Below are 26,585 nucleotides of genomic sequence, written 5' to 3'. Positions count from 1 at the left end.
CTTCCATCGTCAAGGGCCGTTGGTATCGCGCGCCGATCCGCTTGCGGCACGCAAGCGCGTGCCTGTCGCGGGCTTGGTGGGCGGCGGCGCGCAAAATAACGACTCGTACCAGCGGTCATTATTCATGGCCGCTGGTATGACGCAATTCCGGGGCGGATCGGGCGGGCTGCCCGATACCGCTCCAGCCGGCTGCTACGGCTTGGTCATGTGTTGCATGTGCTGCATGTCGTGGTCCATCGCCTCGGGACCGGATGCGCCGGCCTTGCCGACCGTCACCGTCGCGGTCACCGGTGCGGCCTTCTCGAAGGTCAGCGTGATCGGGAAGCTGTCGCCGGGCTTGAGCTGCCGCTTCAGGTCCATCAACATGATGTGGTAGCTGCCGGGCTTCAGCTCGACCGGCTTGCCGGCTTCCAGCGGCAGGACCGGCACCGCCCGCATCTTCATTATGCCCTGGTCGTTGACCGTCTCGTGCAGTTCCGCCGTCGCTGCCACGGGCGAAGCCACGGACACCAGCCGATCGGGACCCCCGCTGTCGATCAGGGTCAGGAACACGCCGCCAACCTTGGCACTCGGCGCGGTGGCGCGGGCCCAGGCATTCTGCACCTGCATGGTGGACGCCTGGGCCAGCGCGGGGCCGGCCATCAGCAGGGTGGCAGCAAGAACGATATGTCGCATCATGGTTCCTCTCCGTATCGCATATCAGTGATGGTGGTGGCCGGCGGCCGGTGGTGCCGCGGCCGTTGTGGTCGCCAGACGCTCGATCGCCGCCGCGATGGCGCGTCCATCGAGGCCGGGGTCCAGGCGCTGGCGCAGCCAGCCGGCGCCATCGACCAGGAAGGCGGCGCCGCGCTGCGCCTGCGGTTCCAGGCCGGCCACGATGGCGTAGGCATCGCGGACCTCCCGCCCCGCGGCCACGCACGCCCCGGCAGGCGGCTTGCCGTCGTCGAGGAAGATGGTGGCGACTCCTTCGGTCGGCGCCGGCGGTCCGATCACAATGACAACCGGCTGGCCGCGCAAATCGTCCGAAGCAAGATTGCGCCCGTCGCCGCAGACCGCTTGCAGCGCCGGCGCCGGAATCGGCCGAGTCCACGTGCCGTCGTGGCGTATCGCCCGTCCCGCATTGTTGGCCCGGACGAAATCGATCAGCGCCCAGCGTGCGTCGGCGTCGAGCCGGTCGGCAAAGCCGGGCATGGACAGGCCGCCGCGAGGGGACTCGATGCCATGCGTCAGCCACCAGTACATCTCGCCGTCCGGATGGTCCCAGAGATGTTCGGCGGTGAGGTCGGCTGGCGGGATGTCCAGGCCTTTCGCCAGCACCCCGTCGCCACGTCCGTGCGCGCCGTGGCAGGCGGCGCAATGGTGCGCGAACAGGCCGGCGCCCCGCGCGATGCCCACGGCGGCGAAGCCGGTGGGCGAGGTGTAGAAGCTGGTCGGCGTCGCCGGCACCAGCAGCAGGTCCAGATGGGGCGCGGCGGCCATGGTGATCGCCGCCGCGACGGCCAAAGCGGGCCAGCGCAGCCGGCGCGCGCACGCGGCCAGCACCAGGATCGCGCCGACCGCGCACAGCGCCAGCAGCGCGCCGACGACTTCACGGCGAAGATCGGGATCCTGCATCGCGACCAGGCTTGGCTGCCGCGAGAACGGCCAGTCCGGCTGCTCGTGGGCGCCGGGGGGCAATCCGGTCATCGCCGCCGCCGCCGCCACCACGCACAGGCCGAGAATGAGTTCGGCGGCGATGCTGGCGCGCAGCCGGCGAACGGCGGAGTCCGCCTGCGCCACCGCCGGGGTCAGCACGAAGCGGTTGACCGCGGCCAGTCCCAGCATCGCAAGGAACAACCCGGTCTTGGCCAGCGCACTCCAGCCATAGGGCGTGCCGACCAGACCGGCCGCGCCGCCGGCCAGGACCGCGCCCTGCTCCACCGCCGTCGCGGCGATGACGACGACTGCCGCGATCCCCAGCCATGAAAATCGCTGCGCCACCAAGGCGGGCGTCGGTCCGCGCAGGGCGAGCCACAGCGGCACCAGGCCACCGAGCCAGGCCGCCGCCGCCAGCAGGTGCAGCGCCAGCGATGCGACCAGAACCGGGTCCTCGCTGGCGGCCGCGTGCCCGACCGTCGCCTGCAACGCAACGGCGGCCATCGCGCAAACCAAGCCCGCCAGCAACCGCAGCCGTCGCGCGCCCGAGCCGGCCAGCAACACGGCCGCAACCAGCAACCCGAGCCGCAGCAGCAACATTCGGCCGAACCGCGTTTGCAGCGTTGCCGGCACCAGCGCCGCCAGCGTGCCCGCGACATCGGATGCGCCGGCCAGCGCCCCGGCCTGCAACGCCAGCCACGCAGCACCGGCGATCGAGGCTACGGCCAGGCTCGGCCGCAGCACACGCGCCAGGGCGAGGGGGCCGATCAGCAGCCGGAAGGCAAGTGCCCCGGCCAGCGACATCGTCGCCGCCAGGTGCACCGCCCGCACGGCCGCCAACAGGGCGTCCGCGGCACTCATGTCAGCGAACGCCGGTCACCTCACGGCGCCACGGTGAAGGTGTACCGCCCCTCGGTCCGGTGCGTATCGACCGAGGTCGCCTGCCAGATCACGGTGTAGACGCCGGCCCCCAGCTTCGGCACCCCCACCACCATCCGCTTGGCGTCGCCGGGCGCCAGGTGCATGTCGCCGGCATCGACGCGCTTGCCGTTGGCGTCCTGGACTTGCAGGGCCGAGAACCGAGGCTCGAGCGCCTCGCTGAAGGTGCACTCCACCGCATCCGGCGCGGTGGCGACCGTGCTGCCGGCGGCAGGGGTGGCGCTGCGCAGATGCGCATGCGCGAAGGCGGGGGAAATCAGGGCGGGAGAAAGGCTGACGGCCGCGATCAACGCGGCTTGGACGAACAGGCGATGCATGGAACGCTCCACAGGATCGGCACGTGCGCGCCCGGTCGGAACCGGCGCGGCGCACGCAGGAAGTCGGACGAGGAGTCTGGCTTCAGCCGAAAAGGGGCGGGGCGCGCGATGCGTAGGCAAGCCGGATCGTGCCGGTCGGAACCGGCGCGGGCAGGCGCATGACCGACGCCACGGCAACGAATGGCTGCCACAATGCCGACCCAGGCTCCGGCGGCAGGAAGACCACCGCCCCGAGCTGGCACAGCGCGCAATGCTCATGCTGGTGCTTCGTGGCCGGCTGCGGCGCGCCGTCGGGCTCGTCGCCGCCGGCATGGCAGATGCTGCCCAAGGCAAACAGCGGATCGACAGGCCCCGCGAAAGCGGACGCCTGCGGCACGGTCACCTGCAGCAACAGGCCCAGCGCCACCACCATCGCGATGGGCAGGCGCAGCCATGGAAAACGGGACCGTACGAGCCGCATGACCGCAACCTACAGGATGCAAGCCGGTGAGCGGGGTGGTGGAGCCAAGCGGGATCGAACCGCTGACCTCCTGAATGCCATTCAGGCGCTCTCCCAGCTGAGCTATGGCCCCACGCAGACCCGTCATCTTCGCCCTGGCTGCGAAGAGGGGCGCATATAGCCCTCCCGAGGCGCCATGATCAAGGCCCGGAATCGCAGGATCCACATGACCCCGACCGCATGGCACCCATTCGACGAAACCGCCGCCGCCAGCACCCTCGCCACGTTCATCGAATGGCTACGCGCCAGCGGCCGCCTGGCGGATGCCGATCCCGCGTCCGTCGACACCTGGCGCCGGGCAGACCCGGCCGGATTCGGCGCCGCGATCGCCGCGTTCGCCGGGCTGGACCCGGATCGAAGCCCAGCCGCCAACCTGCTTCGATTCACCGGGGCGCGTGAGGCCCTGGTGCTGCACCATGCCGGTCAGCGGCGGGTCTGGTCCCGCGATGCCCTGCATTCCGGCACGCCTCCCCTGCCCGCATGTATCGCGGACAGGCTGCGCGCCCTCTCCTGGCCCGCCCTTCTCGATCTCGCCGCCGGCCACCTGCTGGACGCCAACACCCGCCCCGATGACCGGCTGCTGTGGACCGGCGGTGCCGCCGACCCATGGCCCTTCGGCGCCCTGATCGTCGGCGCCACCGTCATCCTGGCCGGCGACAGCCCACTCGATCCGCGCGCCCTCGCCGCCGCGGAGCGCGCAATGCTGCTCAGGCCGCGATCTTCAGATCCGGATGCAGGCTGAACGCCGCCTCGGTGCAGCCGCGCAGCTCGTCGATCGTCACTCCCGGCGCCACCTCCAGCAGCGTGACGCCACCGCCCTTGCGATCGACCGAGAACACGCCGAGATCGGTCACCACCATGTCCACCACGCCCGCGCCGGTCAGCGGCAGGGTGCAGTGCTTCAGCAGCTTCGGCTTGCCGCCGGCGGTGTGTTCCATCAGCACCACCACGCGCCGCACGCCGGCCACCAGGTCCATCGCGCCGCCCATCCCCTTCACCATCTTGCCGGGGATCATCCAGTTGGCGAGGTCGCCGTTCTCGGCCACCTGCAGCGCGCCCAGGATCGACAGGTCGATATGCCCGCCGCGCACCATGGCGAAGCTGGCCGCGCTGTCGAAGAAGCTCGTCGTCGGCAGCTCCGTCACCGTCTGCTTGCCGGCGTTGATGAGGTCCGGGTCTTCCTCGCCTTCCCATGGGAACGGGCCCATGCCGAGCATGCCGTTCTCGCTGTGCAGCTGCACCGTGATCCCCTCGGGGATGTGGTTGGCCACCAGCGTGGGAATGCCGATGCCGAGATTGACGTAGAAGCCGTCGTGAATCTCCCGCGCCGCGCGGGCCGCCATTTCGTCACGAGTCCAGGCCATGTCCGCTCTCCTGTCTCAGGCCGCGACGCGCTTGCGCACGGTCCGCTGCTCGATCCGCTTGTGCACGTTCACCAGCGGCACGATGCGTTTGACGAAGATGCCAGGGGTGATGATGTGGTCGGGATCGATCTCGCCGGCATCCACCACGATCTCCACCTCGGCCACCGTCACCTCGGCCGCGGTCGCCATGACCGGGTTGAAGTTCCGCGCCGTCTTTCGGTACACAAGATTGCCTTCGGTGTCGGATTTCCACGCGTGCACGATGGCGAGGTCGGCGCGCAGGCCGGTCTCCATCACGTAGTCCTGCCCGCCGAAGCCGCGCACCTCCTTGCCCTCGGCGATCTGGGTGCCGACGCCGGTGCGGGTGAAGAAGGCCGGGATGCCGGCGCCGCCGGCGCGGATGCGCTCGGCCAGGGTGCCTTGCGGGTTGAACTCGATCTCCAGCTCGCCGGCCAGATACTGCCGGGCGAAAGTCGCGTTCTCGCCAACATAAGAACTGATCATCTTGCGGATCTGGCGCGTCTGCAGCAGCAGGCCAAGACCCGCATCGTCGATGCCCGCGTTGTTGCTGACCACCGTGAGGTCCTTCACCCCGGACTGCCTGATCGCCTCGATCAAGGCCGTGGGAATGCCACACAGGCCGAAGCCACCGGACATGATGGTCATCCCATCGCGCAATACCCCGGCCAACGCCGCCACGGCATCCGGATAGATCTTGTTCACCGCCATCCCGCCCTCCCCATCGAACACTGCATCCTGTGCCACCGGACCGCAGCGCGCGCAAGGAAGGGCGGAGGGCCTTCGGCCCCCCTACACCCCCCGACCAGGGCGCTGCCGTCGTCGCGCAAGCGGCGCGCCGGATAGCCCCGCAAAGGGGCAGAGGCCCCTTTGATCCCGTTACCTTAAGTGGTTTGGGGAAGGGGGGCTTAGGTACTGTCGGAAACCGCTCCTCAGGCTCCCTTCCCCAAACCACTCATGTCTGGGGTTCTAAGGGCTCCGCCCTTAGCGGGATCCAAGGGCGGAGCCCTTGGTCAGGGGGCGCAGGGGGGCCGAAGGCCCTCCGCCCTCACTTGCCTGCCGCCGCGACTTCGGCGCGGATGGCGGCGGCGAGTTCGGGGTTGGCGCGGCGGATCTGGCTGACGCGCAGGGCGGTGGCGGCGCCGGGTGACGGGCTGATTTCCCAGCGTTCGAGGAACAGCAGGTCGGCGGTAGAGGCGTGATCGCGGATTTTCGCCAGCACCCGGCGCAGGGCGACGGTGCAAGGCATGGCAGGATTGTACGGGATTGTCCGAACGGTCATTGCAACTCCCCCTCAAAGGAGCAGGCCGGCGCGGCGCCGGTGGTCTGCCTCTTTTTGCAGGGTATGGTTTACGACCGGTTGCGGGTTCTGTCCCGGCGCCGTCGATGATGTCTCGGTGACATCACGGGCAAGTTACAGTCTGCAATAAACCATCCGCGCCACGGCCGGGGGCGCCCCCGGCCGCGCCGTCCGGAGGTCAGTAGCGGTAGAGGTCGTGCTTGAACGGCCCGTTGACGGGCGCGCCGATATAGTCGGCCTGCGCCTGGGTCAGCCTGGTCAGCTTGGCGCCGACCTTGGCCAGGTGCAGGGCGGCCACCTTCTCGTCCAGGTGCTTCGGCAGCGTGTAGACTTGGCAGGCATATTTGCCCTTCGGCGCGGTCCACAGCTCGATCTGCGCCAGCACCTGGTTGGAGAAGCTGGCCGACATCACGAAGCTCGGGTGGCCGGTGGCGTTGCCCAGGTTCACCAGGCGGCCTTCTGACAGCACGATCAGGCGCTTGTTGTCGGGGAACACCACCTCGTCCACCTGCGGCTTGACGTTGTCCCAGGTGTAGTTGCGCAGCGCGTCGATCTGGATCTCGCTGTCGAAGTGGCCGATGTTGCAGACGATGGCGCGGTGCTTCATCCGGCGCATGTGGTCGATGGTGATGACATCGACGTTGCCGGTGGCGGTCACGAAGATGTCGCCGATGGGGGCGGCGTCTTCCATGGTGGTGACCTGGTAGCCTTCCATCGCCGCCTGCAGCGCGCAGATCGGATCGACTTCGGTGACCATCACGCGGCAGCCGGCGTTGCGCAGCGAGGCGGCCGAGCCCTTGCCGACGTCGCCGAAGCCGTTCACCACGGCGACCTTGCCGGCCATCATCACGTCGGTGCCGCGGCGGATCGCGTCCACCAGCGATTCACGGCAGCCGTAGAGGTTGTCGAACTTCGACTTGGTGACGCTGTCGTTGACGTTGATGGCGGGCACTTTCAGCGTGCCGGCCTTGGCCATTTCCCACAGCCGGTGCACGCCGGTGGTGGTCTCTTCCGACAGGCCGCGGATGTCTTCCAGCAGTTGCGGATACTTGTTGTGCAGCAGCGCGGTCGCGTCGCCGCCGTCGTCCAGGATCAGGTTCGGCGTCCAGCCGTTCGGGCCGCGCACCGTCTGTTCAATGCACCACCAGAACTCGTCCTCGCTCATGCCCTTCCAGGCGAAGACCGGGGTGCCGGAGGCGGCCACGGCGGCGGCGGCGTGGTCCTGGGTCGAGAAGATGTTGCACGACGACCAGCGGACGCTCGCGCCCAGGTGTTCCAGGGTCTGGATCAGCACGGCGGTCTGGATGGTCATGTGCAGGCAGCCGACGATGCGCGCGCCTGCGAGCGGCTTGGTGTTGCCGTATTCCGCACGGATCGCCATCAGGCCGGGCATCTCGTCCTCGGCCATGGAGATTTCCTTCTGACCCCATGCGGCGAGGGAAATGTCCTTCACCTTGAAGTCCTGGGTCGTGGCGGTATCGGGCATGGCAATGGCTCCTGAGGGGTCGCTGGGCGTATATAAGGATATCTGCATGTTCGCAATCCGCGGCGGAAACCACCCCGTATGAAACGAGGGGGCATATGCCCCCTCGTCCGCCAGCCGCACGACTGATCGGGGAACGGCGCCTTTACTTGGCCGGCGCCGCCACTACTCAGGTATTCATGGCGTCGAAGAAGTCCTGGTTGGTCTTGCTGTATTTCAGCTTGTCCAGCAGGAAGTCCATCGCGTCCATGGTGCCCATCGGGTTGAGGATGCGGCGCAGCACCCACATTTTCGAGAGCGTGCCGCGATCCACCAGCAGCTCTTCCTTGCGGGTGCCGGACTTGGTGATGTCGATGGCCGGGAAGGTGCGCTTGTCCGACAGCTTGCGGTCCAGGATGATCTCGGAGTTGCCGGTGCCCTTGAACTCCTCGAAGATCACTTCGTCCATGCGGCTGCCGGTGTCGATCAGCGCAGTCGCGATGATGGTCAGCGAGCCGCCTTCCTCGATGTTGCGGGCGGCGCCGAAGAAGCGCTTCGGCCGCTGCAGGGCGTTCGCGTCCACGCCGCCGGTCAGCACCTTGCCGGAGCTGGGCACCACGGTGTTGTAGGCGCGCGCGAGGCGGGTGATGGAGTCGAGCAGGATCACCACGTCACGCTTGTGCTCGACCAGGCGCTTGGCCTTCTCCAGCACCATCTCGGTCACCTGCACGTGGCGGGTGGCCGGCTCGTCGAAGGTGGAGGCGACGACCTCGCCCTTCACGGTGCGGGCCATGTCCGTCACTTCCTCGGGCCGCTCGTCGATCAGCAGCACGATCAGGAAGGCTTCGGGATGGTTGGCGGAGATCGACTTGGCGATGCTCTGCAGCATCATGGTCTTGCCGGTGCGCGGCGGGGCCACGATCAGGGCGCGCTGGCCCTTGCCGATCGGCGCCACCAGGTCGATCACGCGCGGGATCATGTCGCGCGCGGCGCCCTTGGTCGGCGGCTCGTGGTATTCGACTTCCATCTTCAGCCGCTGGTCGGGATAGAGCGGCGTCAGGTTGTCGAAGTTGATGCGGTGGCGCACCGCTTCCGGCTGCTCGAAGTTGATCGTGTTGACCTTGAGCAGGGCGAAATACCGCTCGCCGTCCTTGGGCGCGCGGATCTGGCCTTCCACCGTGTCGCCGGTGCGCAGGCCGAAGCGGCGGACCTGGCTCGGCGAGACATAGATGTCGTCGGGCCCGGGCAGATAGTTGCTCTCCGGGCTGCGCAGGAACCCGAAGCCGTCCGGCAGGATCTCGAGCGTGCCTTCGCCGTTGATGGCCTGCTCATTCTCCGCGAGGTTCTTCAGGATCGCGAACATCATGTCCTGCTTGCGCAGGCTGGATGCGTTCTCGATCTGCAATGATTCGGCGAAGCTCAGAAGGTCCGCCGGGGATTTAGCCTTGAGTTCGGCGAGGTGCATCAGGTCGCCTCGAAAGAAGCCGGCCACTGGTACAGGCCGGTCATGAGATCGGGACAGGACCAGGCGGCAGAGGGCAATGACGCCCGGTGGCTCGGTCGCCGATCACCTGGTCGATGGGCCAGCAACGTGCTGGATCGATCGGGGGACCGGCACTGTCCCAGGGGGGAGGGGGTCTGCGGAATGCGAGGCCAGGCAACGGAACCGCCGCTGCTCGCTCGTACAAGCTATGCGGGCGGCTCGTGCCCGTCAACCCGCAGATATGCGGAATTCGGCAGGATTCAAGGGCAATTCGCTCCCCCCTGGCCGGACACGACCCGCACCATCTGGGTCTGCGGGTCCGGATGCGGGGTGAAGCCGAAGGCGGCATACAGCCCGTGCGCGTCGCTGGTGGTCAGGGTCCAGCGCCGCACCGTCTGCAACTCGGGATGCGCCAGCACGGCCGCGACCAGCGCCTTGCCGAGCCCACGGCCACGATGCGCCGGCAAAACGAACACGTCGGCCAGATGCGCGCTGGTGGTCAGGTCGGAGACGATGCGCGCGAAACCGGCCTGCGACCCGTCGGGAGCGTACAGGCCGAAGCACAGGCTATGCGCGAGGCTGCGCTCGGTGACGGCCCGCTCGCGGCCCCGGGCCCAATAGCTGTCCTCGGACAGATAGCGGTGGATCACGTCGATATCGAGCCGCGCGGGGTCGTCGCTGACCACGTAGCCGCCGGGAAGGGTCAGGTCGTGCGGCATCAGAACGGCCTCACGATGACCATGACGACGATCACGACCATCAGCAGCGTCGGAACCTCGTTGGCGATGCGATAGAAGCGCTGCGGCCGGGTGTTGCGGTCATCGCGGAAATCGCGCCGCCATTTCGACGCCGCCCCATGGAATCCGGACATGAGAATCACCGCCGTGAGCTTCACATGCCACCAGCCGGCATGCCAGTCGATGATGCCGGGCGTCAGCGCCAACAGGATCCCGAACGCGAAAGTGGCGATCATGGCGGGGTTGATGATCTGCTTCAGCAGGCGCCGCTCCATGACCTTGAAGCGCTCGCTCTCGGCCGATCCGCGCGGCACCGCGCAATGATAGACGTAAAGCCGCGGCAGATAGAGCATGCCGGCCATCCACGCGATCATGCTGATGACGTGGAGGGCCTTGATCCACGGATAGGCCGGCGCCAGGAAATCGAGGGTCACGCGGCCACTCCGTTCGCGGCGGCGATCAGGCCAGGGAGGTCGAACATCGACCGGAACGGCACCGCACCGGCCGCGCGCAGATGCGACCCGTCGGAATGCGGGGCATAGCCGAGGCAATCCATGGCGGCCGCGGCGGCGGCGCGGGCGCCGGGCAGGCTGTCCTCGATCACGACGCAGGCCGCCGGCGGGATGCCCTCTGCGGCAGCGGCGGCCAGGAACAGGTCGGGTTCCGGCTTGCCCCGCCCCACGTCGCGATGGCTGTGCACCCGGCCGGCGACGAGGTCGGAAATGCCCAGGCAGGCGAATTTCGCCCGCATCTCCTCATGCGAGGAGTTCGAGGCCACCCGCCAGGGCAGGCCAAGCGCGGACACGGCCCGCAGTGCCTCGACCGCACCGGCGATCGCGGTGGCCTCGCGGCCCAGCGTGTCCACCATGGTGGACATCAGACCCTGCTTCCAGCCGTCCGGCAGCCTTTGGCCCAGCCTGGCTTCGATCACCGGCACCATGTCGGTGAGCGTCATGCCCAGGAAGTGGCGGTCGGCGTCGGCGGGCGTCATCGACCAGCCCAGCCGGGTCAGCGCCTCGGCCACCAGCCGGTTCGCCACCGGCTCGCTGTCCACGATCACGCCGTCGCAATCGAAGATCACCAGGCGCAGGGGGGCCCGGCGGCCCGTCATCAGATCCAGGGGGGTCATGCGGCTCTCGGCACGGTTTCGATATCGGTCGCGGCATCCGTCGCGGCGGCCCGGGCGTGCGGGCAGTCGCCATGCGGCCGCGGGCAGGTACGCCCCCCGGCGAAACTGCACAAGCCCGGTCCACGCGCGCGTGCCCCGCGCACCAGGCTCGCCAGGGCGGCGATAAAGCCGGGATCGGCGCTCTGCGTGGGGGCCCGGAAATAGCCGGGCAGGCCAGCCTTCTCGGCCAGATGGCGGTATTCGACGTCGAGCTCCACCAGCGTTTCGGAATGCTCGGACACGAAGGCGATGGGCACCACCAGCACCGCGACCTTGTCGTGCGCCGCGCGGTGCAGTTCCTGCTCGGTCGAGGGGCCGATCCATTTCTGCGGCGTGGCGCGGGACTGGTAGCAGATCGTCGTGTCGAGCCCGTCGACGCCGAGCTGGCGCGTGACCGCGGCGACCGTGCGCTCGATCTGGAACTGGTAGGGATCGCCGCGTTTGACGATCGTCTCCGGCAGGCCGTGCGCGGAGAACAGCACGCGCAAAGGCACGTCCGCAGCGAGGTCCGCCCTGGCCTCGTCGTAGCTGCGCCGGACGATCGCTGCCGTGGCCGCGGCGAAGCCGGGGTCGGAGTGGTAGCAGCACAGCGAGGTCACCGGCTTCACCAGCCCGGCCTGCGCCGCCGCCTCCCGCCACGCAGTCAGCGAGCTTCCGGTCGTGGTCGTGGAATATTGCGGATAGAGCGGCAGCAGCACGACCTCGTCGGGATCCCAGTCCCGCACCGCGCGCGCGACCGCGTCGCTGAACGGGTGCCAGTAGCGCATCGCCACGAAGCAGCGCGCCTGCAAGTCCGGCAATGCCGCTTCCAGGGCGCGGGCCTGCTGCTCCGTCAGCTCCAGCAGCGGCGACTTGCCGCCCAGCAGCGCGTAGTTGGCCGTCGCCGGTTTGGTGCGGGCATAGGCGATGATGCGGGCGAGCCAGGGGCGCACGAAGAACGGCACGCGCAGGATCGCCGGGTCGGTGAACAGGTTGACCAGAAAGGGACGCACCGCCTCCGGCTTGTCCGGGCCGCCAAGGTTGAACAGGACGATCGCGACCTTGGGCGCGGCTGTCGGAATGCTCATGCGTGCAGAGGTGGCCGGTTGCCGGGCATCGTCAAGCCGCGCGGATCATGTGCAGCAGCGCCGCCACGTGCTCGGGCGGCGTCTGCGGCACGATGCCGTGGCCGAGATTGAAGACATGCGGGCGCCCACGCGCCGCCGCCAGGATCGCCCGGGTCTCGGATTCCAGCGCCGCGCCGCCGGCGACCAGCGCCATCGGGTCGAGGTTCCCTTGCAGGGCGATCCCGTCCGGCACCAGGCCGCGCACCAGGGACAGATCGGCCGAGGTGTCGATACCGACGCCCTGCACGCCCGTTTCGGCCGCGTATTCCCCCACGAGCATGCCCGCCAGCCGCGGAAAGCCGATCACCTGGATGTCCGGATGCAGCGCCTTGAGCGCGGCGACGATCCGCCTGGTCGGCGCGGTCACGTGGGCGCGAAACAAAGTCGGCGACAGCACCCCGGCCCAGCTGTCGAACAGCATCACGACTTCGGCGCCGGCCTCGATCTGGGCCGCGAGGTAGACGACGGTCGCTTCCGTCAGCAGGTCCAGCAGCCGCGCGAACAAGGCGGGATCGCGATAGGCCATGCCCCGCACATGCGCGAAGTCCTTCGAGCCGCCGCCCTCGATCATGTAGCAGGCCACCGTGAACGGGCTGCCGGCAAACCCGATCAGCGTGGCCTCGCCGACCTCGGCGCGCACCCGGCGCACCGTCTCCAGGATCGGCGCGATGGCGCCGGGCAGGCGTGCGGGATCGAGCGCGGCGACTCCTGCGGCGTCGCGAATCGGCGGCAGCACCGGCCCTTCGCCTTCACGAAAGGCCAATCCCTGCCCGAGCGCCCATGGCAGCACGAGGATGTCGCTGAACAGGATGGCCGCGTCCATCCCATAGCGCCTTACCGGCTGCAGGGTCACCTCGGTGGCCAGCTCGGGCGTGGTGCACAGGCTGATGAAGTCGCCCGCATGGGCCCGCACGGCCCGGTATTCCGGCAGATAGCGCCCGGCCTGGCGCATCAGCCATGTCGGCGGCGGCCAGACGGCCTCGCCGGCCAGCACCCTTTGCAGTCGTTTCGTCATCGTCGGTCTCGTTGGTTCGTTGGCCAGCTACTTAACAGAGAAGAGAAGGTAAGGAGTCGGTTGGAGTCCTAAGAGGGCCTGTGGATATCGGGGTACACAATTCCTCCACGGCGCCGCGCCCGTTCATCCACAGCAAATCTGGCCGACAAGTCCTTGAACGTAAACGCGGCCGCGCTTTCATCCACGCCGTCCCGGTCCAAGTACGGCGAATCGCCCACCGTACCGCCCGGCCGGGGTGTTATCCCCGCTACCGGCCGCGCCCCAATTCGCCGGGGCTGCGAACCGCAGTTATCCCCGCTATCCTCACAAGCATGCCGAACCGCATGAACCTGCATCTGGTCTCCGACGCCACCGGCGAGACGTTGAATTCCATCGCCCGTGCCACGGTGGCGCAGTTCGAGCACGCGTCCATCACCTATCATCGCTGGAGCCTGATCCGGACGCGCTTCCAGCTGCACCGGGTCATCGAGGGCATCGAGGCCGAGCCGGGCCCGGTGCTGTCCACGCTGGTGGAGAAGGGGTTGCGCGGAGACATGGAAACGGCCTGCCAGCGCATCGGCGTGCCGGTGGTGCACGTGCTGGACCCGACGCTGACGATGCTGCAGGAGCAGTTCGGCGAGAAGGCGGCGTCCCGGCCGGGCCGGCAATACGTGCTGGACGCCGATTATTTCCGCCGCATCGATGCCATGCATTACGTGCTCGCCCATGACGACGGTCAGGCGCAGCCCGGCATTGCCGAGGCCGATGTGGTGCTGGTCGGCGTCTCCCGCAGTTCGAAGACCCCAACCTCGTTCTACCTGGCCAATCGCGGCATCAAGGCGGCCAACATCCCGCTGGTGCCCGGCCTGCCGGATGCGCCGGCCTTGGACGATCCGAAATGCCCGGTGATCGGCCTGACGCTCGATGCCGAGGCGCTGATCGAGATCCGCCGCCATCGGCTGCGCATGATCGGCGCGGCGGGCACGGCCATGGCTGCTCGCCAGGACAGCGGCGACTATGTGGACCTGGAATCCGTGAAGGCCGAGCTGCTCTGGGCCCGGCGGCTGTGCGCGCGCCGCGGCTGGCCGGTGATCGACGTCACTCGCCGCTCGATCGAGGAAACCGCGGCGACGGTGCTGAAGCTGATGGAGGCGTGGCACGACCGAAGGCGCAAGGCCGCCGAGACGCCGGCGACATCGGCATGAGCCTGCAGGCCGCCGCGCCGCGGGTCATCCTCGCCAGCGCTTCCCCGGCTCGTGCCGCGCTGCTCACGGCGGCCGGCCTGGCGTTCGAGACGCGCCCGGCCGTGATCGACGAAGCCGACGTCAAGCGCAGCGCCCGCGCCGAGGGCGTTTCCGCCAGCGACACCGCAGTGCTGCTGGCGGAGCTGAAGGCACAGCGTATCGCCCGGCAGGCACCGGACGCGCTGGTGATCGGCTGCGACCAGCTTCTGGTCTGCGAGGACCGCTGGTTCGACAAGCCGGCCGACATCGCCGAGGCGCGGACACAACTGGAGGCGCTGCGCGGCCGCACCCATACGCTGGTGACGGCGGTGCTGTGCCAGCGCGGCGACCAGCATCTATGGCACCACATCGCCCGGCCGCGGCTGACCATGCGCGATTTCTCCGACGCGTTCCTGGCCGACTACCTCGCCCTGGAAGGCGAGACGGTCACCACCACGGTCGGCGGCTATCGGCTGGAAGGGCCCGGCGTGAACCTGTTCGACAGCATCGCCGGCGAGCACGCCGCCATTCTCGGCCTGCCGCTGTTGCCGCTGCTGGGCTTCCTGCGTCAGAACGGCGTGCTGGCGCACTGAATCGGACCAATGTAAGTCCCGCGAATCGGTCTTTGCGGTCAGACCAATTTCGGCCCAGCGTTGCGCCTATGGACATGAACCCTGCTTCCGACTTCACCCGGCTGCGGCGCATGCATGAGCGTGGGCACTACGACCGCGCCACCGTCCACGCCGTGCTGGACGCGGCCCCGCTGTGCCATGTCGGCCACATCATCGCGGGCCGCCCGGTGGTGATCCCCACGCTGCACTGGCGCGAGGGCGACGCCGTGTACTGGCACGGCAGCGCCGCCAGCCGCATGCTGCGCGACAACGCCGGCGGCGGCGAGGCGTGCCTGACCGCGACCCTGATCGACGGCTATGTGCTGGCGCGCTCGGCGTTCCACCATTCCATCAACTACCGCTCGGTCATGTGCTTCGGCCGGCCCCGGCTGGTGGCCGATCCCGAGGAGAAGCTGGCGGCGCTGGCGGGCTTCGTGAACCGCCTGTTCCCCGGCCGCTGGGACGCGCTGCGCCCGGTGACGGAGCAGGAGATCAAGGCGACCTCGGTGCTGGCAATGGAGCTGACGGAAGCCTCGGCCAAGATCCGCTCGGGTCCGCCCGGAGATGACGAGGACGACCTAACCTGGCCGATCTGGGGAGGGGTACTGCCGGTGCATCTGGCGGCGGGGGCGCCGGAGCCGGATGCGCATATGACCGGCGGATGGGCGCCGCCGCCGACGCCGGGATGCTGAGGCGCCGGGATCAGAGCGCGGCCAGGACGGCGCCGCCGATCGCGCTCAGGGCGACCACCGCCCAGGGCGGCGTTTTCCACAGGAACAGCAGCAGGAATGCGGTGATGGCGAGGGCGAAGTCGCCGGCGCCCAAGATGCCCGCGGTCCAGACCGGGTGATAAAGGGCGGCGAGCAGAAGGCCGACCACGCTGGCGTTGACGCCCCGCAGCGCGGCCTGGGCAAGCGGCCGGCGCCGCAGCTCTTCCCAGAACGGCAGCGCGCCGATCACCAGCAGGCTCGACGGAACGTAGATGGCCACTAGGCACAGCGCGGCGCCCGCCCAGCCGTTCGGCGCCGGCCCCATGACGGCGCCGAGATAGGCGGCGAAGGTGAACAGCGGCCCGGGCACCGCCTGCGCCGCGCCGTAGCCCGCGAGAAACGCGTCGTTGCCGACCCAGCCGGGCGGCACGATCGCGGCCTGGAGCAGCGGCAGCACGACATGGCCGCCGCCGAACACGAGGGCGCCGGCCCGGTAGAAGGCGTTGAAATACTGGATTGCCTGGTTCGTCGTCCCGGCCGCCAGCAGCGGCAGCCCCAGGAGCAGGCCGAAGAACAGGATCAGCGCCGCGACCGCCACGCGGCGGCTGACCGACAGCGGCAAGGACACGTGGTCGGACGGCGCGCCGCCGCGCAGGAAGGCGATCCCGGCCGCGCCGCCAAGCAGGATTGCGCCTACCTGCCCCACTGCGGAGGGAACGGCCAGGGTGATGACCGCCGCCAGGACGGCCAAGGTCGCCCGCGCCCGGTCCGGCGCCAGCGAGCGCGCCATGCCCAGCACCGCGAGCGCCACCACGGCGACGGCCGCGACCTTGAGGCCGTGCAGCCAGCCGGAGCCGAGCGCGTCGCCGGCCGTGGCCATGCCGTAGGCGAACAGCACGAGCGCGATCGCCGAAGGCAGCGTGAACGCCGTCCAGGCCGCGAGCGCGCCGAGATATCCGGCGCGGGACAGCCCGATCGCCATGCCGACCTGGCTCGATGCCGGCCCGGGCAGGAACTGGCAGAGCGCCACGAGGTCGGCATAGGCGCGCTCGTCGAGCCACTGGCGGCGCACGACGAATTCGTTGCGGAAATAGCCGAGATGCGCGACGGGGCCGCCGAATGAGGTCAACCCCAGCTTCAGGAACGCCGCGAACACCTCGGCGGCGCTGCCGCCGGCCAGTGCGGGTCGAGTCACTGACTCTGCATCATCGGCTTTCGCGTGCGGCTGCATGGCGGAATTTGTGCAGCCCGATCAGGCCGCTGGCAAGCCCGCAGCCCGCGCAAGAAACGTAACGGTTTCCAAAGGCCTTGTGGCCTTTGGCGGGTCGAAGGCAGCGCCCTCGCCTTGCCTTCTCACGCCCCCCTCCCCGCCGCCCGCCGCAGCCGCGGCTTCGGCTGCGGCGTTGTCGCGTCCAGCAGCGCGTGCAGGGCGGCGATCGTCTCGGGGGGCAGGCGGCGGATCGACTGGGCCAGGCGGTTGGCCAGCGCCGTCTGTTCGGGCGTGAGGCCGGCGGTGTCGACCACCACGCGGGGATGCGACAGGCGCGCGAGCTGCGCGAGGTCTTCGGCCTGGTCCCAGATCAGGCCGAAGGCGTCACAGACCTGGTGCACCAGTCCGGGACTCGGCGCGCCGCGCTTGCCGTGTTCCAGGGCGGAGAGATAGGCGGCGGAGACCTGCAGCTGGGCGGCGAGTTGCTTGAGGGTGATGCCGCGTTCGGCGCGCAGGGCGCGCACGCGGGCGCCGAACGGGGTCATTTCGGGCGCCGCAGCAGCAGGCGCACCGAGCCGGTGTTGGCGGCGTGCGGGTGGCTGGCGGCCAGCACCAGGGGGCGCAGGGCCGGCAGGTTGAGCCATATCGGCAGCTCGCGGCGCAGGATGCCGCCGCCTTCGCCGGAGCCGCGGCCGGTGATCACCTCCACGCAGCGGACATGGTCGGCGTGGGCGGCGTGCAGGAAGGCGTTCAGCGCGTGGAAGGCGCGCTGGGCGGTGCGGCCGTGCAGGTCGAGCGTGCGCTGGGGCGCGAGCTTGCCGGTGCGAAAACGGCTCCAGCTCGCGCTGTCCAGTCCGCCCGGCTGGAGGCCGACCGAGAGCGTGGGGGCGCGGGGCGCCGGCACGCGCGGCGCCGCCGGCGGCGGGGCCGGGCGGATCAGGGCTTCGGGTGGGGGCTCCGGTTGCGGCTCGGGTGGTGCGTCCGGCACCGTGCGGCCGGGCAGCGGGGCGACGCGGCGGACATAGCTTGCCCAGTCCGCCTTGTCGGCGTCGGTCAGCGACTTCCGGCGCGGGGCGGACACATCACGACGCTGCGGGATCATCGTCGACGAGCACGACGTGCAACCGCCTTGGGCCGTGCGCGCCGAGTTCGAGCGTGGATTCGATGTCGGCCGAGCGCGACGGCCCGGTCACCAGCATGACGTTGCGCGGCATGAAGCCGTTGCTGACGGGGTCGTTGCGTTCGGCGCGCAGGAGGTCCCAGGCTTCCTCGTAGGCGCCGACCACGCGGCTGGCGCGCAGCACCACGATCGCGGTGTCGCTCAGCAGATTGAGCGTGGTTGGGCGCTCGGGCGCGGCGGGCAGCACCAGCGTGCCGGTTTCGGCGACGGCGGCGTAGCCGTGCTGGACGCTGACGAGGTCGGTCGGCTGGGCGCGGCCGACGCGCATCTGCAGCATCGGGCGCAGGTGCCAGGGCAGGGCCTGCAGCTCGGGGTGCGGCGCCATGGCGAAGTCGGTGGGCAGGTTCTGGGCAGCCAGATAGTCGGCGATGGCGGCCGGCACGTCCGCGAGGCCGGCGACGTGGGCGACGGTGCCATATTCCTTCTCGACGTTGCGCACGAACAGGGCCAGCTGCTCGGGCCGGGGCACGCGGCTGCGGGCGGGGATCAGGTGGCGCGGATGCGCGGCGAGGCGGGCGCGCAGCGCCATGGCCTGATCCTCGGGCAAGGGGCCGCGTTTCAGGCCCCGGCGGATTTCGCCGAGGATTGCGTCTTTGCTCATGGGCGTGGGTCCGGTCGGTTGGTCATACGCGCCCTGCCCGCTGTTCACGCGCATAGCGGGCGAAGAACGTGTCGCCTTCCGGCGCCGGCAGGTCGCGCCCGTCGGTCCAGCCGCCGGCCAGGGGCAGCGAATGGAACCGGCCCTTGCGCCGCCCCATCCAGCCCAGCATGGCTGCCGCGGCGCGGGTGGCGACGCGGTACAGGCCCGGCCGGCGTGCGAACCAGGCCCACAAAGCGAGATTGCTCCGCACCGCCTTCGGTGTCAGGTGCCGCTCGAACTCGCGCTCGCGCCAATGGCGCATCAGCATGGGCAGCGGGATCTTCACCGGGCATACGCTCTCGCACTTGCCGCAGAAGGTGCTGGCGTTGGGCAGGTGGCCGGCCTTGTCGATGCCAATCAGGCTGGGCGTCAGCACCGCGCCCATCGGGCCCGGATAGACCCAGCCATAGGAGTGGCCGCCGACGCTGAAATAGACCGGGCAGTGGTTCATGCAGGCCGAGCAGCGGATGCAGCGCAGCATGTCCTGGAACTCGGTGCCGACCATGGCCGAGCGGCCGTTGTCGACCAGCACCACGTGGTATTCCTCGGGCCCGTCGAGGTCCCCGGGCCGGCGGATGCCGGTGGAGAATGTGGTGTAGACGGAGAAGTCCTGGCCGGTGGCCGAGCGCGCCAGCAGGCGCAGCAGGCTGGTGGCGTCCTCCAGCGTCGGGACCATTTTCTCGATGCTGGCGAGCACGATGTGCACGCGCGGCAGCGTCTGGGTCAGGTCGCCGTTGCCCTCGTTGGTGACGATGACGCTGCTGCCGGTCTCGGCGATCAGGAAGTTGGCGCCGGTGATGCCCACGTCGGCGGCGAGGAATTTTGCGCGCAGCTCGTTGCGGGCTTCCGACATGATGTCGCGCCGCTCGTGGAACACGCGGTCGGCGGGCAGGTCGGTGTGGGCCTTGCGGAAGCTTTCCTCCCAATCCTCGCGGTTGAGGTGGAAGGCCGGGCCGATGATGTGGCTGGGCGGTTCGTGGCGAAGCTGCAGGATGTATTCGCCCAGGTCGGTCTCGACCGGGGTGATGCCGTGCTGCTCCAGGTGCTCGTTGATGCCCAGCTCCTCGCTGATCATCGACTTGCCCTTGGTGACCGTCTTGGCGTTGACGCGGTTGCAGATCTCGAGCACCGCGGCGCGGGCGTCGTCGGCGGTGCTGCACCAGTGCACCTTGCCGCCGGCGCGCTCGACATTGCCGGCCCAGGTTTCCAGGTAGAAATCGAGATGCGCGATGGTGTGGTTCTTGATGTCGCGGCCGATGTCGCGCAGCTGCTCGAACTCCGGCAGGGCGGCGACGGCGGCGGCGCGCTTGGCCGGATGCTGCGGCCGGGTCCGCGTCAGCGCCTTCTGCAGGCCAGCATTGGCCAGGGCCTGGGTGGCGTTCTCCTTGAAGGCGGGACTGGTGGCGAGCATGCGGTGGTCTCCGGGGCCGGAAGTTCAGCGCGGGCGGGGTGCGGGGTCAGCCGCGGCCCTCGCCGATCGGCGGCACGTCGTTGGTCATGCCGGCCAGCACCTCGGCGACATGGCGCACCTTCACCGGGCTGCCCTCGCGCTTCAGGCGTCCGGCCATGTTCAGCAGGCAGCCGAGGTCGCCGGCCAGCAGCGTGTCGGCGCCGGTGGCGGCGATGTCCCTGGTCTTGTCGCTGACCATGCGCACCGAAATCTCCGGGTATTTCACGCAGAACGTGCCGCCGAAGCCGCAGCACACCTCGGGGTCGGTCATTTCCGTGAGCTTCAGCCCGGCCACGCCGGCCAGCAGGCGGCGCGGCTGCTGCTTCAGGCCCAGCTCGCGCAGGCCGGAGCAGCTGTCGTGATAGGTGACGGTGCCGGGATAGGCGGCCTGCACTTCCGTCACGCCCATGACGTCGGTGAGGAAGCCGATCAGCTCGTAAGTTTTGGCGGCCAGCGCCTCGGCCCGGGCCTTGATGTTGGGATCGTCGTCGAACAGATGCGGCAGGTGGTGGCGCAGCATGCCGCCGCAGGAGCCGGACGGCACCACCACGTAGTCGTAGCCGCCGAAGGCATCGAGGATGCCCATCGCGAGGTCGCGGGTGGTGGCGCGGTCGCCGGTGTTGTAGGCGGGCTGGCCGCAGCAGGTCTGCGCCCGCGGCACCTCCACCTGGCAGCCTGCACGCTCCAGCAGCCGGATCGCGGCGAAGCCGATGGTCGGCCGGTGCAGGTCCACCAGGCAGGTCACGAACAGGGCGACGCGCGGCTTGGAAGCGGGGGCGGTTTGGGACATGGGGTTATTCTAGGCCGTCGGACGGAAAAGACGAGGGTTCGGCCGCGAGCCGGTCCCGCGCGATGGCGACGTAATCGGGGTCGAGCTCGATGCCGATTCCCTTGGCACCCTCGCGCAGGGCGGCGACCAGGGTCGTGCCGGTACCCATGAACGGGTCGAGCACCACCGGCTTCGGCCGGCCGTGCAGGCGGATGCACCAGCGCGGCAGGTCCACCGGGAAGGTGCCGGGATGGTGCCATTTCTGCGCCTTGCTGCGCACGGTGTCGTAGGGGATGAACCAGGTGTTGCCGCGGCAGCGCAGGTCCTGGGCGTGGCCGCGGCGGGCGATGTTGGACTTATCCTTGAATGGCACGCCGACAGCCAGCCGGTTCAATCGCACATCGCCGGTCTGCGTCAGGTGGAAGATGTGCTCATGCGCGTGGTTCAGGAAGCGCTGGCCGCCGACCGGCTTGTAGTGGCCGACGGAATCGGTGCCGGTGGCGATCGACTTGATCCAGGTGATGTGGTTCTGCAGCATGAACAACGGCCGCAGCCGCACGATCAGCTCGAACGGCAGCCAGGGCCGCGAGGACGAGCCGGAGATGTTGAGGAAGAACGACGCATCCGGCTTCATCACCCGCCGTACTGCGGCGGCCACGGCGACCATCCAGTCGAGGTAGTCGCCTTCCTCCTTGCGGTCGCGGTAGCGGCGGTAGCGCAGGTCGAGGTTGTACGGCGGCGAGGTGACCACCACGTCGACGCTTTCGGGCTTCAGCGTCGCCAGCACGTCCAGGCAGTCGCCGCAATGCAGCACCGGCGCGGACTTCCGCCCGCGCGCTTGCGTGCAGCCGCGCGCCATCAGCGCGCGGCGGTCTGGGACGCCTTCGGCAGGAACAGGAAGGCGATGCCCTGCTGGCGCATGCGTCCGGCGCGTTCCTCGGCCTCCTTGCCCCAGCCGAAGAAGATGTCGGCGCGCACCGGGCCGCGGATGGCCCCGCCCAGGTCCTGCGCCACCATCACCCGCCGCATCTTGCTGCCGTCCAGCGGATCCAGCGTGTCGATCCACAGCGGCGCACCCAGGGGAATGTAGCCCTTGTCCACGGCAACCGACCGGCCCGGCGCCAGCGGTGCGCCCAGCGCGCCGGGCGGCCCGACATCGGCGCTGACGCCGTTGACCTCGCGGAAGAACACGTAGGAGGGGTTCTGGTTCATCACCTCGCGCGCCTGCTCCGGGTGGGACACCAGCCAGCCCCGGATGGTCTGCATCGAGACCTGGTCCAGCGTCATCTCGCCGCGATCCACCAGAACGCGGCCGATCGGCACGTAGGTCTGGCCGTTCTGGCCGTCATAGGACACGCGCACGATCTGCCCGTTCGGCAGGCGGATGCGGCCGGCGCCCTGGATGTGCAGGAAGAACACGTCGATCGGGTCGGCCAGCCACAGCAGTTCCAGCCGCTTGCGGTTCAGCGCGCCGGCCTCGATGTCGGCGCGGCTGAAATACGGGGTGGCTCTGCCCGGCGGGAGATCGGCCGGGCGGCGATAGATCGGGTATCTGTAGATCCCGCCCGGCGCCCGCGCGCCCGCCACTTCCGGCTCGTAGTAGCCGGTGAACAGGCCCTGGGCGCTGCCGTCGGAAGAAAGGCCGAAGGGTTGGAACGCCGCTTCGAAGAAGCTGCGGGCCGCCGCGTCGTCGCCCGGCGGCACCGCGCGGGCGGCGGCGCAGGATGCCTGCCACTGCGCGGGCGTGCCACCGCGCGCGGCGGCCTCGCCCTGCCCGCCAAGCTGTTGCGCGGGTGCGGAGGCCATCTGGTCGCAACTCGCCAGGAAGGCCGGCAGCGCCTGGGCGGCCTTGTCGGTGGTCCAGCCCGGCACCTGGGCAAAATCCACCGGCGTCAGCGCCGGCCCCGGACCGGCGGGAACGGACCAGGTGGCGGCCTCGACCGGAGGCTGGGCGCCCGGCGGCACCTGGGCGCAGCCGGCCAGCGCCGCCGCGCCCGCCAGCACGGTCATGGCGAGGCCGCGGGCCAGGGCTGAGCCGGCGCTTACGCGCCGCAGACCGCCCCGCATCAGGCGCTGCGCGCCGAGACGAGACGCCAGGTGGGATCGCCCGATGTCAGGTTGCGTTCGAAGGTCCAGAGGTCGGTGATCTCGGTCACCGCGTCGGCGCCGGCCACCGGCAGCCCGTCGCGGCCCAGCGTGACGTTCACCTGGTCGGAGACGAAGCGCACGGCGATGGAGGCAAGGGTGCCGCGCAATTCGGCATGCTCGATGGCGGTGGAGGCGAAGCCGCGGATCTCGGTCCGCTGCACCTCGCCCGCGGCCTCGCGCGCGGAAATCGCGGCCTCGAAGGCGCGGAACGTGTCGTCGGACAACAGCCCGCGCAGGGTCTCGCGTTCGCCTGCGGCGAAGGCGGTCACGATCATGCGAAACGCCGCCTCGGCGCCGTCCAGGAAGCGCGCCGGGTGGAAATTCGGGTCCACCTGCTGCATGCGCGCGAACGCCTGGCCGACGGGGCTGGCGGGGTCCGGCAGAACCCGGTTCGGCGCCGGCTCGGCCACGGCGTCGATCACCCTGGCATCCTGCGCCCTGGCGTCGGGCGCGGCGGCGGGCATGCCTTCGCGGGGTTGCGGCTGCGGCTCGGTCGGCCGCTCGAAACCCTGGCGCCGGCCCAGCACGCTGCGCAGGCGCAGCACCAGGAATGCGGCAATCATGCCAAACAGAATGAGATCGATGGGGAAGCCGCCAGTGGCACCCATATGTGGTCTCCCTCCCCGCGGGTGTCGCGGGCGCGCCAGACATAAGCATCTCCGGGCCGTCGCACAACAAAGTCCGAGTACGGATCGCGTGCCGCGCGCCCGTCCCGCACCCCATTGCCTCCGGCGCGCCGTCCCGCTAATGCGGCTTACATGATCCTGCTGCGTCACGGCCAGAGCGAGTTCAACCTGCATTTCACGGCCACGCGCCGCGACCCCGGCATCGTCGATCCCAGGCTGACGAAGCTGGGGCACGAGCAGGCAGCCCAGGCTGCCGAGGCCATTCGTGCCGAAGGGATCCGCCGCATCATCGTCTCGCCCTACACCCGCGCGCTGGAAACCGCGGCGCCGGTGGCGCGCGCGCTCGGCGTGCCGATATTCGTCAACCCGATCGTGCGCGAGCGCTATGCGTTCACCTGCGACGTGGGCTCGCCGCGCACCGAGCTTGCCATGGCCTGGCCCGACCACGATTTCTCGGCCATCGACGAGGTCTGGTGGCCGCCGATCGAGGAGCCGGCGCAGTCGGTGGTCGACCGGGCCGCGTTGTTCCGTGCCGAGATGGCGGCGCTGCCGGACTGGTCGGACACGCTGGTGGTGAGCCATTGGGGCTTCATCCTGGCCATGACCGGCACCAAGGTGACGAACGGCCAATGGCTGCGCTGCGACCCGACCGCCGCGGCGCCGGCGGAGATCAGCTGGCGGCACTGAGGGACGCAGGCGGCCGCGGCTTTCGCTGGGGCCCGGCCTGTGCTACCGCCGCGACGGCCCCCTTGATGTCACGGAGTGAAGACGATGTCCGATAGCAATCCAGCCCAGCCGCAGGCGGGTGCCCAGACTCCGCCGCTGGTGGTGAACGTCCAGTACATCAAGGACCTGTCCTTCGAAGTGCCCGGCGCCCCGGTGATTTACACCACGCTGAAGACGGCGCCGCGGGTGGACATCAATCTCGACGTGCAGGCCCGCCGCGTGCAGGAAGGCCAGAACGTGTTCGAGGTGACGCTGGCGATCCGCGCTGAGGCCACCGAGCCGGCCGCGAACGGCGGCTCCGCCGGCGCGCGCGTGTTCCTGGCCGAGCTTGCCTATGCCGGCGTGTTCACCCTCACCGGCGTTCCGGACAACACGGTCGAGCCGGTGCTGCTGGTGGAGTGCCCGCGCATCCTGTTCCCGTTCGCCCGCAACATCCTGTCGGACGTGACCCGCGACGGCGGCTTCCCGCCGGTGCTGCTGCAGCCGATCGACTTCCTGTCGCTGTGGCAGAGCCGCCGCCAGCAGCCCGCCGCCACCGCCTGACGCCATTGGCGGCCGGGGAGCGATCCCCGGCCTCATACCAGCGGCCATGAAGAATGACCGCCGGTATGAGTCGTTATTTTGCGCGCCGCCGCCCACCAACCCGGCGCGCGATACCAATGGCCCTTGACGATGGAAGGGTCATCGTCAAGGGCCATTGGTATCAGACCAGGGTCGAGCCGGACAGGCGTTCCAGCACGCGCAGCGGCGACTTTTCCGGGTTCGCCATGGCCTGCACCGGCAGATGGAATGTCTGCTCCAGCGCGCAGCGCCCGGCCAGGGCGGCGTGCAGCACGCTGTCCGTGAAGCACATCCAGGTGGTGCCCGGCGCGAAGGACAGCGATGCCCGCGGCGCGCCCGCCTGGTAGGCGGCGTCGAGCTTGCCGGCATCGTGCAGGCCCAGCATCGCGTGGTCGTAGGCGCTGCGCCGCCCCTTGGTCAGGCCGAGCAGGTCCATGGCCCAGAACTGTCCCGGCAGCGGCCGGCGCAGCCGCGGCAGGAAGCTTGCCGCGAAATCCGGGAACGGCTCGCCGACCTGCCATTCCCGCTTCACCCCGTCCGGCGCGACATTGCAGAACACGCGCAGGATCCGCCGGCCGCGCATCGGCCGGGTCGGGAAGGCATCCACATGCAGGCGCCGGTCGTCGTGGCGCGGCGAATACTCCCGCCCCTGGATCTCGGCCGGCCGGAAACTGGTGCGCGCCCGGTCCAGCGCCGGGGCATAGGCCGGGAACAGCTCGCGCAGCAGCCCCTCGGCCTGGCGGCCGAAGCGGTCGAGCATCGCCGTCAACGCGGCGAGATCGGCGCCGGTGTAGTCGCTGCCGTGGCAGCGGCCGGTGGCGGGATCGAGGCTGATGTTCTTGCGGCTGTTGTCGAGCGTACCCGGATCCAGGAACCGGGCCTCCTCCGGCGCCAGCGCGAAGGGCAGATGCGGCAGGCTGACGACCCGTCCCGCCTCCAGTGCGGCCAGGGCCTGGGCCCGGACCTCCGGGCTGAACGGGCCGGTCCAGCGGTCGATCGGCAATTCCTCCAGAACGTCGTGTGCGTCCACGGCTCTGCCTCCGCCTATTCGCGTGCGAGGATACGCTCGGTCAGAAAGCTCGCAAAATGACCGGCCCGGTAGCTTCGGGTCAGGTCGGCGGCATCATACTCCTCGCGCACCCAATCGAGGAATGATTTGCGCCCTTCCGCCTCGGCCGCGTAGCGCAGCAGCAGCGCGTCCAGCACCCCGGCGCGCGAGCGACGCAGATGGCCGAAGCGCAGCGACAGGTGGCGCAGGGCCTGGGCGGTGGTGCCGCCTTCCAGCAGCACGAACACGGATGCGGCGAAGCCGGCGCGGTCCGCACCCGACTTGCAGTGCAGCAGCACCGGCGCCGGTGCGGTCCGCAGCGCCTCGGCCAGCGCCAGCAGGCGCTCGCGCGACGGTGCGTGGCCGCTGGACATCGGCACGTCGAAGAAGGCCAACCCGAGCCGTCCGGCCTGCTCGCGCGACAAGGCGTCCGAGCCGCTGCGGGTGGCGCCGCGCAGGTTGATCACGCTGCGCAGGCCATAGCGCCGCGCCGCCCGGGCCAGGCGGCCGGGCGTGGGATGGTTGCAGCGATACAGGCGGCCCGGCACCACCACGCCCCAGTTGCTCCAGACCAGGCGGAGCGCGCCATGGTCCACGAGCATGCTGTCGAGCCAAGCCAGGGCCCGGCCGCCAGGGGATGCCAAGTCGCCGCGAAAGATCG

The 26,585-nt window shown here is 69.8% G+C and carries 31 protein-coding genes and 1 tRNA gene; 6 read left to right on the top strand and 26 right to left on the bottom strand.

The genetic code is table 11. The features are described 5' to 3' along the window. Window positions 1–192 precede the first annotated feature (192 nt). The 5 genes from OL599_RS03520 to OL599_RS03500 form a co-directional block, all read right to left on the bottom strand. Window positions 193–678, bottom strand: coding sequence for a copper chaperone PCu(A)C (locus tag OL599_RS03520; RefSeq protein WP_264712216.1), 486 nt, complete (start codon window positions 676–678; stop codon window positions 193–195). 21 nt (window positions 679–699) lie between these two features. Further along, on the bottom strand, window positions 700–2,496 hold the full coding sequence (locus OL599_RS03515) for a CopD family protein (protein ID WP_264712215.1): 1,797 nt from the start codon (window positions 2,494–2,496) through the stop codon (window positions 700–702). 20 nt (window positions 2,497–2,516) lie between these two features. Then, a complete protein-coding gene (copC, locus tag OL599_RS03510; protein WP_264712214.1) occupies window positions 2,517–2,891 on the bottom strand; it encodes a copper homeostasis periplasmic binding protein CopC in 375 nt (124 codons plus the stop codon). 82 nt (window positions 2,892–2,973) lie between these two features. After that, a complete protein-coding gene (locus tag OL599_RS03505; protein ID WP_264712213.1) occupies window positions 2,974–3,351 on the bottom strand; it encodes a DUF2946 family protein in 378 nt (125 codons plus the stop codon). Between the two features lie 36 nt (window positions 3,352–3,387). After that, window positions 3,388–3,463 (bottom strand) — tRNA-Ala (locus OL599_RS03500). A 93-nt stretch (window positions 3,464–3,556) separates the two neighbouring features. On the opposite strand from OL599_RS03500, the gene OL599_RS03495 reads away from it, so the two are divergent. Then, window positions 3,557–4,132, top strand: coding sequence for a hypothetical protein (locus OL599_RS03495; protein WP_264712212.1), 576 nt, complete (start codon window positions 3,557–3,559; stop codon window positions 4,130–4,132). On the opposite strand, the gene OL599_RS03490 is transcribed toward OL599_RS03495, so the two are convergent. The 10 genes from OL599_RS03490 to hemE form a co-directional block, all read right to left on the bottom strand. Further along, on the bottom strand, window positions 4,098–4,754 hold the full coding sequence (locus OL599_RS03490; RefSeq protein WP_264712211.1) for a CoA transferase subunit B: 657 nt from the start codon (window positions 4,752–4,754) through the stop codon (window positions 4,098–4,100). The two genes, OL599_RS03495 and OL599_RS03490, sit on opposite strands and share 35 nt — an antisense overlap. Window positions 4,755–4,769: 15 nt before the next feature. Beyond that, window positions 4,770–5,483: a CoA transferase subunit A gene (locus OL599_RS03485; RefSeq protein WP_283949518.1), complete on the bottom strand. Its 714-nt coding sequence runs from the start codon at window positions 5,481–5,483 to the stop codon at window positions 4,770–4,772. 337 nt (window positions 5,484–5,820) lie between these two features. Beyond that, a complete protein-coding gene (locus OL599_RS03480; RefSeq protein WP_264712210.1) occupies window positions 5,821–6,054 on the bottom strand; it encodes a hypothetical protein in 234 nt (77 codons plus the stop codon). Between the two features lie 196 nt (window positions 6,055–6,250). Next, the gene (gene ahcY / locus OL599_RS03475) at window positions 6,251–7,558 is read right to left on the bottom strand and encodes an adenosylhomocysteinase (protein WP_264712209.1); all 1,308 of its coding nucleotides are present in this window, start codon (window positions 7,556–7,558) and stop codon (window positions 6,251–6,253) included. 166 nt (window positions 7,559–7,724) lie between these two features. Continuing rightward, window positions 7,725–8,999, bottom strand: coding sequence for a transcription termination factor Rho (rho, locus tag OL599_RS03470; protein WP_264712208.1), 1,275 nt, complete (start codon window positions 8,997–8,999; stop codon window positions 7,725–7,727). 278 nt (window positions 9,000–9,277) lie between these two features. Then, window positions 9,278–9,736 carry a GNAT family N-acetyltransferase gene (locus OL599_RS03465; RefSeq protein ID WP_264712207.1) on the bottom strand — a complete coding sequence of 153 codons (459 nt, stop codon included), beginning with the start codon at window positions 9,734–9,736 and terminating at the stop codon, window positions 9,278–9,280. Then, entirely contained in the window at window positions 9,736–10,188 is a 453-nt protein-coding gene (hemJ, locus tag OL599_RS03460; protein WP_264712205.1) for a protoporphyrinogen oxidase HemJ, read from the bottom strand. Before hemJ ends, OL599_RS03465 begins: the two co-directional genes overlap by 1 nt. After that, window positions 10,185–10,883: an HAD family hydrolase gene (locus tag OL599_RS03455; protein ID WP_264712204.1), complete on the bottom strand. Its 699-nt coding sequence runs from the start codon at window positions 10,881–10,883 to the stop codon at window positions 10,185–10,187. The genes hemJ and OL599_RS03455 overlap by 4 nt, the downstream gene beginning before the upstream one ends. Then, window positions 10,880–11,989: a ferrochelatase gene (gene hemH / locus OL599_RS03450; protein ID WP_264712203.1), complete on the bottom strand. Its 1,110-nt coding sequence runs from the start codon at window positions 11,987–11,989 to the stop codon at window positions 10,880–10,882. The genes OL599_RS03455 and hemH overlap by 4 nt, the downstream gene beginning before the upstream one ends. 31 nt (window positions 11,990–12,020) lie before the next feature. After that, a complete protein-coding gene (gene hemE / locus OL599_RS03445; protein ID WP_264712202.1) occupies window positions 12,021–13,043 on the bottom strand; it encodes a uroporphyrinogen decarboxylase in 1,023 nt (340 codons plus the stop codon). Window positions 13,044–13,366: 323 nt separating this feature from the next. Here hemE and OL599_RS03440 point away from each other — a divergent pair, with 323 nt between their 5' ends. The 3 genes from OL599_RS03440 to OL599_RS03430 all read left to right on the top strand — a co-directional run bounded on the left by OL599_RS03440 (window position 13,367) and on the right by OL599_RS03430 (window position 15,548). After that, window positions 13,367–14,227, top strand: a complete 861-nt coding sequence (locus tag OL599_RS03440; RefSeq protein ID WP_264712200.1) for a pyruvate, water dikinase regulatory protein — start codon at window positions 13,367–13,369, stop codon at window positions 14,225–14,227. Then, window positions 14,224–14,838: a Maf family protein gene (locus OL599_RS03435; protein WP_456306675.1), complete on the top strand. Its 615-nt coding sequence runs from the start codon at window positions 14,224–14,226 to the stop codon at window positions 14,836–14,838. Before OL599_RS03440 ends, OL599_RS03435 begins: the two co-directional genes overlap by 4 nt. Before the next feature lie 74 nt (window positions 14,839–14,912). After that, window positions 14,913–15,548: a pyridoxamine 5'-phosphate oxidase family protein gene (locus tag OL599_RS03430; RefSeq protein WP_264712199.1), complete on the top strand. Its 636-nt coding sequence runs from the start codon at window positions 14,913–14,915 to the stop codon at window positions 15,546–15,548. 10 nt (window positions 15,549–15,558) lie between these two features. On the opposite strand, the gene chrA is transcribed toward OL599_RS03430, so the two are convergent. The 9 genes from chrA to OL599_RS03385 all read right to left on the bottom strand — a co-directional run bounded on the left by chrA (window position 15,559) and on the right by OL599_RS03385 (window position 23,571). After that, the gene (chrA, locus tag OL599_RS03425) at window positions 15,559–16,761 is read right to left on the bottom strand and encodes a chromate efflux transporter (protein WP_264712197.1); all 1,203 of its coding nucleotides are present in this window, start codon (window positions 16,759–16,761) and stop codon (window positions 15,559–15,561) included. Window positions 16,762–16,919: 158 nt separating this feature from the next. Beyond that, on the bottom strand, window positions 16,920–17,321 hold the full coding sequence (locus tag OL599_RS03420; RefSeq protein WP_264712196.1) for a helix-turn-helix domain-containing protein: 402 nt from the start codon (window positions 17,319–17,321) through the stop codon (window positions 16,920–16,922). Continuing rightward, the gene (locus OL599_RS03415) at window positions 17,318–17,878 is read right to left on the bottom strand and encodes a Smr/MutS family protein (RefSeq protein WP_264712195.1); all 561 of its coding nucleotides are present in this window, start codon (window positions 17,876–17,878) and stop codon (window positions 17,318–17,320) included. The genes OL599_RS03420 and OL599_RS03415 overlap by 4 nt, the downstream gene beginning before the upstream one ends. Further along, a complete protein-coding gene (locus tag OL599_RS03410; RefSeq protein ID WP_264712194.1) occupies window positions 17,859–18,557 on the bottom strand; it encodes a LutC/YkgG family protein in 699 nt (232 codons plus the stop codon). The genes OL599_RS03415 and OL599_RS03410 overlap by 20 nt, the downstream gene beginning before the upstream one ends. A 22-nt stretch (window positions 18,558–18,579) precedes the next feature. After that, window positions 18,580–20,007, bottom strand: coding sequence for a LutB/LldF family L-lactate oxidation iron-sulfur protein (locus OL599_RS03405; RefSeq protein ID WP_264712193.1), 1,428 nt, complete (start codon window positions 20,005–20,007; stop codon window positions 18,580–18,582). A gap of 46 nt (window positions 20,008–20,053) precedes the next feature. After that, window positions 20,054–20,836, bottom strand: coding sequence for a (Fe-S)-binding protein (locus tag OL599_RS03400; RefSeq protein WP_264712192.1), 783 nt, complete (start codon window positions 20,834–20,836; stop codon window positions 20,054–20,056). Between the two features lie 4 nt (window positions 20,837–20,840). Continuing rightward, window positions 20,841–21,674 carry a DNA-methyltransferase gene (locus OL599_RS03395; RefSeq protein ID WP_264712191.1) on the bottom strand — a complete coding sequence of 278 codons (834 nt, stop codon included), beginning with the start codon at window positions 21,672–21,674 and terminating at the stop codon, window positions 20,841–20,843. Continuing rightward, window positions 21,674–22,825, bottom strand: a complete 1,152-nt coding sequence (gene mltA, locus OL599_RS03390) for a murein transglycosylase A (protein WP_264712190.1) — start codon at window positions 22,823–22,825, stop codon at window positions 21,674–21,676. The genes OL599_RS03395 and mltA overlap by 1 nt, the downstream gene beginning before the upstream one ends. Window positions 22,826–22,881: 56 nt before the next feature. After that, the gene (locus OL599_RS03385) at window positions 22,882–23,571 is read right to left on the bottom strand and encodes a Tim44/TimA family putative adaptor protein (protein ID WP_264712189.1); all 690 of its coding nucleotides are present in this window, start codon (window positions 23,569–23,571) and stop codon (window positions 22,882–22,884) included. 150 nt (window positions 23,572–23,721) lie between these two features. Between OL599_RS03385 and OL599_RS03380 the strand changes: the two genes are divergently transcribed. Both OL599_RS03380 and secB read left to right on the top strand, forming a co-directional pair. Further along, window positions 23,722–24,276, top strand: coding sequence for a histidine phosphatase family protein (locus tag OL599_RS03380; RefSeq protein ID WP_264712188.1), 555 nt, complete (start codon window positions 23,722–23,724; stop codon window positions 24,274–24,276). A gap of 84 nt (window positions 24,277–24,360) precedes the next feature. Beyond that, on the top strand, window positions 24,361–24,858 hold the full coding sequence (gene secB, locus OL599_RS03375) for a protein-export chaperone SecB (protein WP_264712187.1): 498 nt from the start codon (window positions 24,361–24,363) through the stop codon (window positions 24,856–24,858). Between the two features lie 160 nt (window positions 24,859–25,018). Here secB and OL599_RS03370 read toward each other — a convergent pair whose 3' ends face one another. Together OL599_RS03370 and OL599_RS03365 are read right to left on the bottom strand one after the other, a co-directional pair. Beyond that, on the bottom strand, window positions 25,019–25,906 hold the full coding sequence (locus tag OL599_RS03370; RefSeq protein ID WP_264712186.1) for a Kdo hydroxylase family protein: 888 nt from the start codon (window positions 25,904–25,906) through the stop codon (window positions 25,019–25,021). Between the two features lie 14 nt (window positions 25,907–25,920). Further along, entirely contained in the window at window positions 25,921–26,583 is a 663-nt protein-coding gene (locus OL599_RS03365; protein WP_264712327.1) for a beta-lactamase hydrolase domain-containing protein, read from the bottom strand. Window positions 26,584–26,585 lie beyond the last annotated feature (2 nt).

The sequence above is a fragment of the Limobrevibacterium gyesilva genome (assembly GCF_025989185.1).
GTDB lineage: Bacteria > Pseudomonadota > Alphaproteobacteria > Acetobacterales > Acetobacteraceae > Limobrevibacterium > Limobrevibacterium gyesilva.
This window is presented reverse-complemented; position numbering and strand designations above follow the sequence as displayed.